The sequence below is a fragment of the Streptomyces sp. NPDC031265 genome (genome assembly GCF_055570295.1).
The window spans coordinates 98741-111314 of the sequence record NZ_JBVIHM010000021.1 but is presented as its reverse complement, the minus strand read 5'-3'; the positions used below and the strand labels follow the sequence as shown (position 1 = coordinate 111314).

The window sequence follows — 12574 nt, the reverse complement described above, 5'->3', positions numbered from 1 at the left end:
CCCGCCTCCCCCCCCCCCTCCACACACCCCCCCCCCCCCCCGCCCGACTCCCCCCCCCCCCTTTGGTTTGTCCCCCCCCCCTCCCCCCCCCCCTCCCCCCCCCCCCCCCCCGCCCCCCCCAGGAACCCACTCCCGGGCGCAACGGTGTCCGGGAGCATCCGGAAGGTAGAAGGCAGGGAACCACCTATGCGACAGGTCACCAGAAAAGGCCTGATCACCATGGCCGCCGCCACCGGCGTCATCGCCATGGGCAGCGGCTACGCACACGCCGACTCGATGGCGAACGGCTCCGCGACCAACTCCACGGGCGGGCTGTCCGGCAACGCGGTCCAGGCGCCGATTCACGTGCCGGTCAACGTGTGCGGCAACACCATCAACATCATCGGGCAGCTCAACCCGGCGATGGGCAACACCTGTGTCGACAAGGGCGGTTCGCATCACGGCGGCGGCGGTGCCACGGCCCAGGGCCACGCGAGCGACTCGCCCGGCTTGGGCTCCGGCAACAGCGTCCAGGTGCCCGTCGACGTGCCGGTCAACGCCTGCGGCAACGGCGTCACCGTGAGCGGGGCGCTCAACCCGGTCTTCGGCAACGACTGCGCCAATGTGTCCGGCGACGGTCACCACGCCGGCACCCCGCACCACCCCGGCGAGCCCGGCCACCCGGGAAGGCCGGGCCACCCCGGCAAGCCCGGTGAGCCGTGCGAGGGCGAGCACCCGGGCACTCACCACCCGGGCACGCCGCACCACCCGGGCAAGCCGCACCACCCGGGCAAGCCCGGGGACGCGGTCAAGCCGATCCACCGGACCAAGCCCGGCCAGCACCCGCACACCCCGGGCACTCCGGGCGCGCACGCCGTGACGGCCCCGCAGGCCGCAGGCGCGCTGGCGCACACCGGGTCGGACGCGGTGGGCATCGCCCTCCCGGCCGGCGCGGGTCTGCTGCTCGCCGGTGCCACGCTCTACCGCCGCGCCCGCTCCGGCGCGTAAGCGGAGCCGCGGCACCAGAGCAGCAGGAATCAGACAGAACGGATCGGGCCTCGCGACCGCGGGGCCCGATCCGTTTTCCTCACACGATGTCCGTCACCACGTGGCGCGCAGCTGGCGGATGATCCGCCTGCGCAGCCGCACCCTGCGGCTGCCGTCACGCAGCAGGCTCAGTCGCTCCAACTCCCAGTGTCCGTACTCGGCGTGGTCGGTCAGCAGGCGTGTGGCGTCCTTGCGGGAGACCCCGCGAGGCACATACACGTCGACAAATTCGTATTCCGGCATCGCATCTATTGTGCGGGCAGAGCCCTGGTACGGATAGCGTCTGCACTATGTCTGATGCTGCGCAGCCCTCCGCTGCCGAGGTACGTGCCGCCGCCGACGCGGTCAAAGCCGCGCTGGACCGCCACTTGGAGGCGGTGGAACGCCGCACCGGGGACGACGATCCGGCCGTGTACGACGCGTTCAACGCCCTGGCGGCCGCTGCCGAGGCGTACGACGAGCGGCTCTACGACCGGTACGACGAGGTCACCCCCTTCGAGATCCCGGGCGCCGACGACTCCCTGCCGCCCTATACGGGCCCGGAGGAGCCGAACGCGCTGAGCGTGCTCATCCGCCGCGACTACGCGGTGGTGGAACCCCAGCGGCTGCTCGCCCAGGCCCAGCGGATCGCGGACCTGGACCCGGAGGCGAGCGACTCGGCCGAGGAGGACCGGGCGGCCGCTGTCGTCGGCACGAGCGTGCACGCGGCGCTCGGGGTGCTCTTCGGGGAGTACGAACCGGACGAGATCGCCTCCCGGCACAAGGAGTTCGGCCTGGAGGAGGGCGACTCCACGCTGTGGGTGTCGGCGGCGGACGAGCCGCCGGAGCCGGGGGAGTGGCTGAGCACGCCGTTCGACCACGCGGATCCGCAGCGGGTGGTGTGCCGGTTCGACGTCAGCGCGGTGTTCGACGAGGACGAGCTGGAGGACGAGGAAGACCTGCCGGGGGCTTCGTGACACCTCCGGCGTTCTGACTCTCGGGCGTTCTGACGCCTTGCCGACAGCCTCCGTGTCCCGTACGGGACACGGAGGCTGTCGCGTATCGGCGGCGGCGGGCCGGGGCTACTCCGCCTCGGGCGTCCGCAGCAGGGCCGTCAGAAGGGGCGTGAGCCGGGTCGTACGCGCGGGGGCGGGCACCTCGGCCACCGCGCGCGGGAGTGCCTGGTCCACGCCGTGCACCACGGACAGATGGCGCTCGGCGCGGCCGAACGCCGTGTAGACCCACGCCCGGCTGAGGCCCTGCGCCGCGTCCCCGGGCAGCACCGCCACGACCGCCGGCCAGCGCGTCCCGGCCGCCTGGTGGGCGGTCAGGGCCCAGCCGTGCCGCAGCGCCGACTCGACCCGCTCCTTCGGGACGACGAGCGGCTCACCGCCGCAGTCGAGGTGCAGCCCGTCCGGGCCCGCCGAGCCGACCACGCCCACCGAGGTGCGCCCGGGCGCCTCCGCGTACGCCACGCGGTCGCCCGGGTCGAAGCCCGCGAACCGGCCGGGGCCCGGGTTGAGCCGCTCCTTCAGGGCCGCGTTGAGCGCCCGCGTACCCGCCGAGCCGCCGTGGCCGACCGTGATCACCTGGGTCTGCTCGGTCGGCACGCCGATCGCGCGCGGCACCGAGTCCGCGACCAGCTGGACGCAGCGGTGCACCGCCTCGCCCGCGTCCCGCACCGGGACGATCACGACCTCCTTGCCCGGCGCCTCGACCTGGCCGAGCTCACCGGCGCCGATCCCCGAGACCAGCTCGCCGATCGGGCCGGGGTCCGGGGTGCGCGATGCCACGTGCGGGACCGCCCGGGCCGCCAGCACATCGGCGAACACCCGGCCCGCGCCCGCCGAACCCAGCACCTCCGGGTCCCCGCCGAGCACCAGACGGCAGCCGTCCGGCAGGGACTCGACGAGCATCGCCGCGCCCTCCACGTCGAGCTGCGGGGCGTCCTGCACGACCAGCACGTCCAGCGCGAGCGCCCCGTCCTCGTCCCGGCCCGGCCCCTCGGCCCCGGAGAGCAGCGCGGCCAGGGTGAACGCGCGCTCGGCCCCCACCGCCCCGGCGAGCCGGCGCCGCCCGTCCCGGGTGTGCGCGGCGGCGGCCGCCCGCAGGCCGAGGCCGTGTGCGGCGGTGACCACGGCCGCGGACTCGGCGCGGGCGGCCTCGCCGCCGGAGTGGGTGACCAGCCCGTTGCCCGCCACCGCCCTGATCAGCTCGGCGGCCGACGGCGTCGGGGCGGCCGCCGCGGCGCCCGTCCAGTCCGCACCGTCGTCCTTCACGGGGGCGTTGGCGAGCCGGGCCAGGCCGTCGGCGAGGCTCTCCTCCGCCAGTGCGTACCGGTCGAGGCCGAGCAGCACCTCGACGGGGGCGGTCTCCTCCGCCTCGTCCTCCGCCTCGTCCTCTTCGGCGTCGGCCGTCTCACCGTCCAGCGCGGCCACCCCGTCCTCGAAGACCAGCACCACGCCCTCGGTGATCGCGTGCCGTACGGCCTCGTCCGGGTCCGGCACCGAACGCTCGGCCAGGGCCGCCTTCACCGCCGCGATCGGCAGCGCGGTGTGGCCCCGGACCGACGCGCGCTCCAGGGTCCAGGCGACCAGCGCGGCCGCCCGGCGCGGGTCGTCCGGGCCGCACTCCGCGCCGAGCAGCGCCCGGGCGAAGCCGTCGGCCTGCTCGGGGCGGACCCCGGGCACGGCGAGCAGCTGCCAGGGGTCGGTCCGCAGCACGTCGGCCGCCTGCTCGCCCAGGGCGTCGGTGACCTGCGGGGCCAGCGAGTCCGGCGCGCCGCCTTCGCTCAGCACGGCCCGCACCGCGGCCAGCGCCTCAGGCCCGGCGGCCACGCGTGCGGGCTGCGGCGCCTGCGTCCGTACAGGAGCGGGGGCGGCCGGTACCGGGGCGGGGCGGCGCGGGGCCGGGGCGGAGGCGAAGAACGACGCTCCCGGCTTCTCACCGCTCTCGACCGCACGGACGGCCGCGAGCAGGTCGGCGGCCTGCCCACTGAGCTTGGTCCCGGCCGCGACGGTCCCCTCCTTCTCGGCCTTCCGCGCCTCGATCCGCGCCCGCAACTCCCGCTGCGCGGCGAGCTCGGCCTGGGCCTCGGACAACTCGGCGGAGCCGTCACCGGTCCCGGCGGCGCCGTCGGCGCCCGGAGCAGGGGTGTCGGCGCCCTCGGCCGCCAGCCCCGCCTCGTCCGCGACTTCACCCGCGCCCTCGGGCGCGGCGCCGTCCTCGGCCGGGCCGTCGGCCGTGTCGGCCACGTCCTCGGCGGCCGGAGCCGAGTCCTCCGCAACCGCCCCCGCGCCTTCGGGCGTGTCGGCTGCCTCGGCCACTTCGGCCGCACCGGCTTCTTCGGCGCCTTCGGCGCCATCGGCCCGGGTTCCGGGGGCCGTCCCCGGGGGAAGCGCGGTCACAAGGTGCTCCAGTCCTGGTCGGGATAGCGGTGCACGGGCGCCGACACATCGTCCAGCGCCCGGCAGATCTCGTCTGGAAGACTAAGCGCCTCCACTGACAATGCCGCCGCGAGCTGCTGCGCGTTGCGCGCGCCGACGATCGGCGCGGCCACTCCGGGCCGGTCCCGCACCCACGCGAGCGCGACTTGCAGCGGAGTCGCCGCGAGGCCGTCCGCGGCTATCGTCACCGCGTCGACGATCCGGCTCGCCGCGTCGTCCAGATACGGCGCGACGAACGGTGCCAGCGTCTCCGACGCCCCGCGCGAGTCCGCCGGGGTGCCGTTGCGGTACTTCCCCGTCAGCACCCCGCGCCCCAGCGGCGAGGACGGCAGCAGCCCGATCCCGAGGTCGATCGCGGCCGGCAGCACCTCCCGCTCCACACCGCGCTGGAGCAGCGAGTACTCCATCTGCGTACAGGCCAGCCGGGTCCGCACGCCCGGCGCGCCCAACTGCCAGGTCGCGGCCTTGGCGAGCTGCCAGCCGCAGAAGTCGGACACGCCCGCGTACCGCACGCGGCCGCTGCTCACCGCGATGTCCAGGGCCTGGAGCGTCTCGTCGAGCGGGGTGAGCGGATCGAAGGCATGGACCTGCCAGATGTCCACGTAGTCCGTGCCGAGACGTTCCAGCGACTCGTCGAGCGCGGCGAGCAGATGGCCGCGCGAGCCGTCGAAGCGCCGGTCCGGGTCGGGCACGCTGCCCGCCTTGGTCGAGATGACCAGATCGCGGCGCGGCACCAGCCGCTCCACCAGCTGCCCGAGCAGATATTCGGCGTCCCCGCCCCCGTACACGTCCGCCGTGTCGACCAGCGTGCCGCCGGCCTCCCAGAACGCCTTCAACAGATCGGCGGCGTCGTGCTCGTCGGTGTCCCGGCCCCAGGTGAGAGTGCCGAGCCCGATCCGGGATACGCGCAGGCCCGTACGGCCCAGGTGCCTCTGCTCCATGGGCGCTGAGATTACTGGCCATGGAGCGAGCCGGTGAGGGCCTGTGGACAACTCGGGGCCCGTCCGGACTCCAGGAGCCCTGCCGCCCCGTCCGCCCGCGCGCTAGAGTCCCCCGGAACAAGGACGTTACTGATCAGTAAGGGGACCGTCATGCGGCTCGGGATCAACCTCGGCTACTGGGGCGCCGGAATGGACGGCGACAATCTCGCCGTCGCCCAGGAGGCCGACCGGCTCGGCTACGACGTCTGCTGGGCCGCCGAGGCCTACGGCTCGGACGCGCCCACCGTCCTGGCCTGGGTCGCCGCCCAGACCGAGCGCATCGACGTCGGCTCCGCGATCCTCCAGATCCCGGCCCGCCAGCCCGCGATGACGGCGATGACCGCCGCCACCCTCGACTCGCTCTCCGGCGGCCGCTTCCGCCTGGGCCTCGGCGTCTCGGGCCCGCAGGTCTCCGAGGGCTGGTACGGCGTCAAGTTCGACAAGCCGCTCGCCCGCACCCGCGAGTACGTCGAGATCGTCCGCCGGGCGATGACCCGCGAGCGGCTCTCCTACGAGGGCGAGCACTGGACGCTGCCGCTGCCCGACGGCCCCGGCAAGTCCCTCAAGCTCACCGTCCACCCCGAGCGCGAGCACATTCCGCTCTACATCGCCGCGATCGGCCCCAAGAACCTGGAGCAGACCGGCGAGATCGCCGACGGCGCGCTGCTGATCTTCCCCTCCGCCGACCACCTGGAGGACACCGCGATCCGCCACATCCGGGCGGGCCGCGAGAAGGCGGGCAAGACCCTGGAGGGCTTCGACGTCTGCCCGACCCTGCCGCTGGCGCTCGGCGCGGACGCCGACGTCCCCGCGCTGGCCGACATGTTCCGCCCCTACACCGCGCTCTACGTCGGCGGCATGGGCAGCCGCAAGCAGAACTTCTACAACCAGCTCGCGCAGCGCATGGGGTACGAGAAGGAGGCCGCCGAGATCCAGGACAAGTACCTCTCCGGCGACAAGGCGGGCGCGGCCGCCGCCATCCCGCAGCAGCTCATCGACTCGACCACGCTGCTCGGCTCGGTGGAGCGCATCGCCGACCGGATGCGGGCCTACGCCGCCGCCGGGGTCACCACCCTCACCCTCGCCCCGGCCGGCTTCACGCTGGATGAGCGGGTGGCGGCGCTGCGGGCGGGCACCGAGGCGCTGGAGCACGCGGGCCTGGCGTAACGCGGAACGGGAAGTCTGCGGCCGTGGTGGGGGCTCGGGGGGTCTTCCCCGCCACGGCCGTCACCCCGAATAACGCGCCGTGCGCCGGATGGGTTACGGGCGGACACGCCCCCCGTGCGTTCCTTCGTTCGGCCCAGTCGAGAGGCGCCCCTGTTGCCCCGTTCTGTCCTCCGCACTTGACTTGCCCTTTGCGGATGTCTGTACGGGAGTCATGCGGAGGTACGGCGATGCTTTCGGCCAAGAGCCTGTTCCAGGAGATCCTCGACCACGACGAGTCGTTCAGGCTCTTCTGCTCGATCGCGGCCAGCGGCGAGACCCAGGGCGGCTGGGAGAACGGCCGTATCTCCGCGCTGGTCCCACCGGAGCAGCACGGCCTGGCCCCCAAGATCGCCCGGCACGGCGCCGACGAGGACAAGCACGGGCGGATCTTCCACGCGCTGCTCAAGAAGCGCGGCCTCACCCCCGTCCCGGTGCCGGCCGACACCGACTACACGATGCTCCTGGAGCGGCACGGCATCGGGCTCGCCCATGAACGGCTGCGCGCCGAGCGGCCGCTGGCCGAGCAGGACATCGTCACCTACCTCTCGCACAGCCGCGTCACCGAGCAGCGGGCCGCCGACCAGATGGTGATGCTGGTCAGGTACTTCGGGGACCACCCCGACGTCGGCCGGGCGATCCGGATGATCAGCAACGACGAGGACAACCACCTCGCCTACTGCCACGAGGAGCTGCTGCGCCTGGCGTACGCCGGGCACGGCCGCACCATCCAGCGCGTGCTGCGCGAGTGCGCGCTCGCCGAGATCCGCGTCTACCGGGACGTCAGCCTCGCCGTGATGGGGCACATGGGCCGCATCCTCGGCTGGCCGAAGGCCAAGTCGGCGGCGCTGACGGCCGGGATCCACGGCGTGTACGCCTACGAACGGGCCGGCGGCTGGCGGCGCATGGTCAGCCTGACGATGCCGGAGCGCCGCGACGCGCTGGGCGGACCGGCCGTCCCGGCGCCCGAGTTCGCGTGACCGCGCGGCCCCTAGGGCGTGTGTCGAAAGTCCCGTCTGCCCGGCGGCGTCTGGCACGCACGCTCGCCGCGTTGTCGGGATCACCCCGATACAACCAGTATCGGGGCGACCCTCCGCCTTGCGATCGCACGCACCAGACGCCGCCGGGCCCGCCCTTCGGGCGGACGACGCTACTTTCGAACCACGCCCTAGAGCCAGCCGCGGCGTTTGAACGTGCGGTACAGCAGCACTTCGAGCCCCGCCATCAGCGCCAGCACCGCCGGATACGCCCAGACGTATCCCAGCTCCGGCATGTGCTCGAAGTTCATGCCGTAGATCCCCGCGACCATCGTCGGCACCGCGGCCATCGCCGCCCACGCGGAGATCTTCCGCATGTCGTCGTTCTGCCGCACGCCCATCTGCGCGAGATGGGCGGAGAGGATGTCGGAGAGCAGCCGGTCCAGGCCGTCCACGCCTTCGTTGACGCGGGTGAGGTGGTCGCTCACATCGCGGAAGAACGGCTGCGCCTTGTCGTGCACGAACGGCACCCCGGCCCCGGAGAGCCGCTGCATCGGCTCCGCCAGCGGACCGCTTGCCCGGCGGAACTCGAGCACCTGCCGCTTGAAGGTGTAGATCCGGGACGCGACCGTGCTCCCGTTGCCCGGGGCGCGGCCCCTGCCCTCGCGGCCGACCGTCGCGAAGACCTCCGCCTCCAGCTCCTCCAGGTCCGTCTGGAGCTCGGCGGCGACCTCGGTGTAGTGGTCGACGACGGCGTCGCTCACCACGTACAGGACGGTCGTCGGACCGTGCCGGAGCAGTTCGGGCTCGGCCTCCAGGCGCATGCGCACATCGTGCAGCGGCGAGCTCTCGCCGTGCCGGACCGTCACCACGAACGAGTCGCCGATGAAGAGCATCAGCTCGCCGGTGCTGACCTTGTCGCTCTCCTGCTCGTACGTCACCGGCTTGAGGACCACGAACAGCGAGTCGTCGTACACCTCCAGCTTGGGCCGCTGATGGGCCGTCAGCGCGTCCTCGACCGCCAGCGCGTGCAGCCCGAACTCGCTGCTGACCAGGTCGAACTCGTCCTCGGTGGGCTCGTACAGGCCCAGCCACACAAACGCGTCCCCGGCCGCCCGGGCCTCTTCCAGCGCATCGGAGTAGTCCGGCGGGCCCTCGGTGCGGCGGCCGTCCCGATAGATGGCGCAGTCGACGATCACGGCGCGCATTCTTCCGCGAACCCGTACCGGGCGCACCCGCTCGCGCCGCTCGGCCTACGCTGGCGGACATGGCCACGCTGATCCTCGTACGTCACGGACGCTCCACCGCCAACACCTCGGGCGTGCTGGCCGGGCGTACGCCCGGTGTGCTGCTCGACGAGCGCGGCGCCGCCCAGGCCGCCGCGCTGCCCGCCCGGCTCGCCGGACTGCCGCTGGCCGCAGCCGTCTCCAGTCCGCTGGAGCGCTGCCAGGAGACCCTGCGGCCCCTGCTTGAGGCGCGGCCCGGGCTGGAACTCCACACCGACGAGCGCATCAGCGAGTGCGACTACGGCGACTGGTCGGGCCGCAAGCTCGCCGAGCTCTCCGAGGACCCGCTGATGGAGGTGGTGCAGCAGCACCCGTCGGCCGCGGCCTTCCCGGGCGGCGAGTCGATGCCGGCCATGCAGCGGCGAGCCGTCGAGGCGGTGCGCGAGTGGAACGCGCGCGTGGAGGCCGAGCACGGCCCGGACGCCGTGTTCGTCATGTGCTCGCACGGGGACATCATCAAGTCGGTCGTCGCCGACGCCCTCGGAATGCATCTGGACCTCTTTCAGCGGATCTCGGTGGAACCGTGTTCCCTGACCGCGATCCGCTACACCCGGCTGCGCCCGTTCCTGATGCGCCTGGGAGAGACCGGGGACTTCGGCTCGCTGGCGCCGCGGGCGGCCAAGGAAAACGAGGCCGCCGATGACCGGGCCGTCGTCGGGGGTGGCGCGGGAGCACCGTGATCGCCGGGCGCAGTAGGGTGGACGGGCCGAAAACACCGCGCTCCGCCCCGGCGGGCCCGCACTCACCGCTCATTCCGACATAGGGAGACCAGGACGTGTCCCGTCAGGTGTTCTTCTACGACCCACCGGACCGCTTCGTGGCCGGTACGGTCGGGCTGCCCGGGCGCCGTACGTTCTTCCTCCAGGCGTCCGCGGGCAGCCGTACCACCAGCGTCGCTCTGGAGAAGACCCAGGTCGCGGCCCTCGCCGAGCGGATCGACGAGCTCCTGGACGAGGTCGTGCGGCGCACCGGCGGCAACGCGCCCGTCCCGGCCGTCGCTCCCGCCGACGTCACCGACACCGCGCCCCTCGACTCGCCCGTCGAGGAGGAGTTCCGCGTCGGCACCATGGCGCTCGCCTGGGACGGCGAGGAGCAGCGCATGGTCATCGAGGCGCAGGCCCTGGTCGAGCTCGACGCCGACTCCGACGAGGACCTCGCGGAGGCTGAGGAGCGGCTGCTCCAGGACGACGAGAACGGCCCGCCGATGCTGCGGGTGCGCCTCACCGGCGCCCAGGCCCGCGCCTTCGCCAAGCGCGCCCTGGACGTGGTCAACGCGGGCCGCCCGCCGTGCCCGCTGTGCAGCCTGCCGCTCGACCCGGAAGGACACGTATGCCCGCGCCAGAACGGATACCGACGGGGAGCCTGACGGCGGTGGAACTGCTCGCCAAGGGTGAGCTCACCGTCCGCGGCCGGATCCGCGAGGCGTCCAACGCGGTGCTGTACTGCTCCGTCGCGTACGAGGGCGAGAGCGCCCACTGCGTCTACAAGCCGGTGGCCGGGGAGCGCCCGCTGTGGGACTTCCCGGACGGCACGCTCGCCCAGCGCGAGGTCGCGGCCTACGAGGTCAGCGCGGCCCTCGGCTGGGACCTGGTGCCGCCGACCGTGCTGCGCGACGGGCCGTACGGCGAGGGCATGGTCCAGCTGTGGATCGAGACGCCCGCCGAAGACGCTGACGAAGCTGAGGGCTCCGAGGGCGCCGAGCAGGCCGACGGCGGGCTGCTCGCGCTCGTCGACGGCGACGAGCCGGGCGAGGGCTGGAAGGCGGTCGGGCTCGCGGACGTGGGGGAGGGCCGCACGGCGCTCCTGGTGCACGCCGACGACGAGCGGCTGCGGCGGCTCGCCGTGCTCGACGCCGTGATCAACAACGGCGACCGCAAGGGCGGCCATCTGCTGCCCGCCGAGGGCGGCCGCCTCTACGGCATCGACCACGGGGTCACCTTCAACGTCGACGACAAGCTGCGCACGCTGCTGTGGGGGTGGGCGGGCGAGCCGCTGACCGGGGAGGCGGTGGCGGCGCTGACCCGTCTCGCGGCCGTCCTGGCCCCCGGCGAGCCGCTGGCCACCCGACTGGCGGAGCTGATCACCGCGGCCGAGCTGGACGCGCTGCGGGACCGGGTCGCGGGCCTGCTGGCGGACGGGGTGCACCGCGGCCCGTCGGGCGAGTGGCCGCCGATTCCCTGGCCGCCGGTGTAGGCCCGGCGCCGGTGACGTAACGGGGCAAGAGGGATCCATGCACGGGGGGCCGGGTTCGCGCAAGACCCCGTATTCGGCCAAGAGTGCACATCCGGTTCGAATATGGAGCGTGCGTCCGGTTACGCTCATGACATGTATGCCTGGCCCGCTTCTGAGGTCCCCGCCCTGCCCGGCAAGGGCCGCGACCTCCGGATCCACGACACCGCGACCGGCGGTCTTGTCACCCTCGACCCCGGTCCCGTCGCCCGTATCTACGTCTGCGGCATCACCCCGTACGACGCGACCCACCTGGGTCACGCGGCGACCTACAACGCGTTCGACCTCGTTCAGCGCGTGTGGCTCGACACCAAGCGGCAGGTTCACTACGTCCAGAACGTCACCGACGTGGACGACCCGCTCCTGGAGCGCGCCATCCGCGACGGGCACGACTGGACCGCGCTCGCCGAGCGCGAGACCGCACTCTTCCGCGAGGACATGACCGCCCTGCGGATGCTTCCCCCGAAGCACTACATCGGAGCCGTCGAGGCGATACCCGGCATCGTGCCGCTCGTCGAGCGGCTGCGGGACGCGGGCGCCGCCTACGAACTCGACGGGGACGTCTACTTCTCCGTGGAGAGCGACGCCCACTTCGGGCAGGTCTCCCACCTGGACGCCGAAGCCATGCGGCGGCTCTCCGCCGAGCGCGGCGGCGACCCCGAGCGCCCCGGCAAGAAGAACCCGCTCGACCCGATGCTCTGGATGGCCGCCCGCGAGGGCGAGCCGAGCTGGGACGGCGCGAGCCTGGGCCGCGGCCGGCCGGGCTGGCACATCGAGTGCGTCGCCATCGCCCTCGACCACCTGGGCATGGGCTTCGACGTGCAGGGCGGCGGCTCCGACCTCGCCTTCCCGCACCACGAGATGGGCGCCTCGCACGCCCAGGTGCTCACCGGCGAGTTCCCGATGGCCAAGGCGTACGTCCACGCCGGCATGGTCGCGCTGCACGGCGAGAAGATGTCGAAGTCCCGGGGCAACCTGGTCTTCGTCTCCAAGCTGCGCCGCGACGGCGTCGACCCGGCGGCGATCCGGCTCGCGCTGCTCTCGCACCACTACCGGGCCGACTGGGAGTGGACCGACCAGGTCCTCCAGGACGCCCTGGAGCGGCTCGACCGCTGGCGCGCGGCCGTCTCCCGCCCCGACGGGCCGTCCGCGGACGCGCTGGTCGAGGAGATCCGCGACGCCCTCTCCCACGACCTGGACGCCCCGACGGCGCTCCTGGCCGTGGACCGGTGGGCCGCTCTGCAGCAGTCCGAGGGCGGTACGGACGAGGGCGCGCCCGGCGTGGTCTCGCGCGCCGTCGACGCGCTGCTCGGCGTGGCCCTCTAAGACCTTCGAGCACGGCGGGGGGGGGGGGGGGGGGAGAACCAGAACCTCGCTTTGCTGCCCTTCCGTCTCCCGTTGCCCCCCCCCAGCCCCCCCCCCCCCCTCCCCCCGCCCCGCAAAAACCA

General features: G+C 73.6%; 12 protein-coding genes. 8 read left to right on the top strand and 4 right to left on the bottom strand.

The genetic code is table 11. From position 1 onward, the window contains the following. The first annotated feature begins 186 nt into the window (after positions 1-186). Positions 187-987: a chaplin gene (locus ACZ499_RS27830; protein ID WP_468678942.1), complete on the top strand. Its 801-nt coding sequence runs from the start codon at positions 187-189 to the stop codon at positions 985-987. Positions 988-1080: 93 nt separating this feature from the next. Here ACZ499_RS27830 and ACZ499_RS27825 read toward each other — a convergent pair whose 3' ends face one another. Then, entirely contained in the window at positions 1081-1269 is a 189-nt protein-coding gene (locus tag ACZ499_RS27825; RefSeq protein ID WP_188275129.1) for a DUF5703 family protein, read from the bottom strand. 47 nt (positions 1270-1316) lie between these two features. Here ACZ499_RS27825 and ACZ499_RS27820 point away from each other — a divergent pair, with 47 nt between their 5' ends. Next, complete coding sequence (locus ACZ499_RS27820; RefSeq protein WP_468411880.1) at positions 1317-1982, top strand: hypothetical protein; 666 nt, start codon at positions 1317-1319, stop codon at positions 1980-1982. A 105-nt stretch (positions 1983-2087) separates the two neighbouring features. Here ACZ499_RS27820 and ACZ499_RS27815 read toward each other — a convergent pair whose 3' ends face one another. Both ACZ499_RS27815 and ACZ499_RS27810 read right to left on the bottom strand, forming a co-directional pair. Continuing rightward, on the bottom strand, positions 2088-4412 hold the full coding sequence (locus ACZ499_RS27815) for a helix-hairpin-helix domain-containing protein (RefSeq protein WP_468678939.1): 2325 nt from the start codon (positions 4410-4412) through the stop codon (positions 2088-2090). Then, positions 4409-5392: an aldo/keto reductase gene (locus tag ACZ499_RS27810; protein WP_385822654.1), complete on the bottom strand. Its 984-nt coding sequence runs from the start codon at positions 5390-5392 to the stop codon at positions 4409-4411. The genes ACZ499_RS27815 and ACZ499_RS27810 overlap by 4 nt, the downstream gene beginning before the upstream one ends. Positions 5393-5542: 150 nt before the next feature. On the opposite strand from ACZ499_RS27810, the gene ACZ499_RS27805 reads away from it, so the two are divergent. Further along, positions 5543-6598 (top strand): LLM class F420-dependent oxidoreductase, encoded by a 1056-nt coding sequence (locus tag ACZ499_RS27805; protein WP_385822656.1) that lies wholly within the window; start codon positions 5543-5545, stop codon positions 6596-6598. Between the two features lie 227 nt (positions 6599-6825). Next, the gene (locus ACZ499_RS27800; protein ID WP_468678937.1) at positions 6826-7614 is read left to right on the top strand and encodes a ferritin-like domain-containing protein; all 789 of its coding nucleotides are present in this window, start codon (positions 6826-6828) and stop codon (positions 7612-7614) included. Positions 7615-7802: 188 nt separating this feature from the next. On the opposite strand, the gene ACZ499_RS27795 is transcribed toward ACZ499_RS27800, so the two are convergent. After that, positions 7803-8819: a magnesium and cobalt transport protein CorA gene (locus tag ACZ499_RS27795; RefSeq protein WP_468678935.1), complete on the bottom strand. Its 1017-nt coding sequence runs from the start codon at positions 8817-8819 to the stop codon at positions 7803-7805. Between the two features lie 59 nt (positions 8820-8878). Here ACZ499_RS27795 and ACZ499_RS27790 point away from each other — a divergent pair, with 59 nt between their 5' ends. The 4 genes from ACZ499_RS27790 to mshC all read left to right on the top strand — a co-directional run bounded on the left by ACZ499_RS27790 (position 8879) and on the right by mshC (position 12452). Beyond that, positions 8879-9577, top strand: coding sequence for a histidine phosphatase family protein (locus tag ACZ499_RS27790; RefSeq protein WP_468678933.1), 699 nt, complete (start codon positions 8879-8881; stop codon positions 9575-9577). 95 nt (positions 9578-9672) lie between these two features. After that, positions 9673-10263, top strand: coding sequence for a DUF3090 domain-containing protein (locus tag ACZ499_RS27785; protein WP_385535481.1), 591 nt, complete (start codon positions 9673-9675; stop codon positions 10261-10263). Then, positions 10227-11090 (top strand): SCO1664 family protein, encoded by an 864-nt coding sequence (locus ACZ499_RS27780; RefSeq protein ID WP_468678931.1) that lies wholly within the window; start codon positions 10227-10229, stop codon positions 11088-11090. The genes ACZ499_RS27785 and ACZ499_RS27780 overlap by 37 nt, the downstream gene beginning before the upstream one ends. 132 nt (positions 11091-11222) lie before the next feature. Continuing rightward, the gene (gene mshC / locus ACZ499_RS27775; protein WP_468678929.1) at positions 11223-12452 is read left to right on the top strand and encodes a cysteine--1-D-myo-inosityl 2-amino-2-deoxy-alpha-D-glucopyranoside ligase; all 1230 of its coding nucleotides are present in this window, start codon (positions 11223-11225) and stop codon (positions 12450-12452) included. Positions 12453-12574 lie beyond the last annotated feature (122 nt).

What these genes read in the sequence shown, in the direction of transcription:
- ACZ499_RS27790 (WP_468678933.1), top strand. Translation starts at nt 8,879, where the DNA reads ATGGCCACGCTGATCCTCGTACGTCACGGACGCTCCACCGCCAACACC.
- ACZ499_RS27810 (WP_385822654.1), bottom strand. Translation starts at nt 5,392, where the DNA reads ATGGAGCAGAGGCACCTGGGCCGTACGGGCCTGCGCGTATCCCGGATC.
- ACZ499_RS27805 (WP_385822656.1), top strand. Translation starts at nt 5,543, where the DNA reads ATGCGGCTCGGGATCAACCTCGGCTACTGGGGCGCCGGAATGGACGGC.
- ACZ499_RS27800 (WP_468678937.1), top strand. Translation starts at nt 6,826, where the DNA reads ATGCTTTCGGCCAAGAGCCTGTTCCAGGAGATCCTCGACCACGACGAG.
- ACZ499_RS27820 (WP_468411880.1), top strand. Translation starts at nt 1,317, where the DNA reads ATGTCTGATGCTGCGCAGCCCTCCGCTGCCGAGGTACGTGCCGCCGCC.
- ACZ499_RS27780 (WP_468678931.1), top strand. Translation starts at nt 10,227, where the DNA reads ATGCCCGCGCCAGAACGGATACCGACGGGGAGCCTGACGGCGGTGGAA.
- ACZ499_RS27830 (WP_468678942.1), top strand. Translation starts at nt 187, where the DNA reads ATGCGACAGGTCACCAGAAAAGGCCTGATCACCATGGCCGCCGCCACC.
- ACZ499_RS27795 (WP_468678935.1), bottom strand. Translation starts at nt 8,819, where the DNA reads ATGCGCGCCGTGATCGTCGACTGCGCCATCTATCGGGACGGCCGCCGC.
- mshC (WP_468678929.1), top strand. Translation starts at nt 11,223, where the DNA reads ATGTATGCCTGGCCCGCTTCTGAGGTCCCCGCCCTGCCCGGCAAGGGC.
- ACZ499_RS27825 (WP_188275129.1), bottom strand. Translation starts at nt 1,269, where the DNA reads ATGCCGGAATACGAATTTGTCGACGTGTATGTGCCTCGCGGGGTCTCC.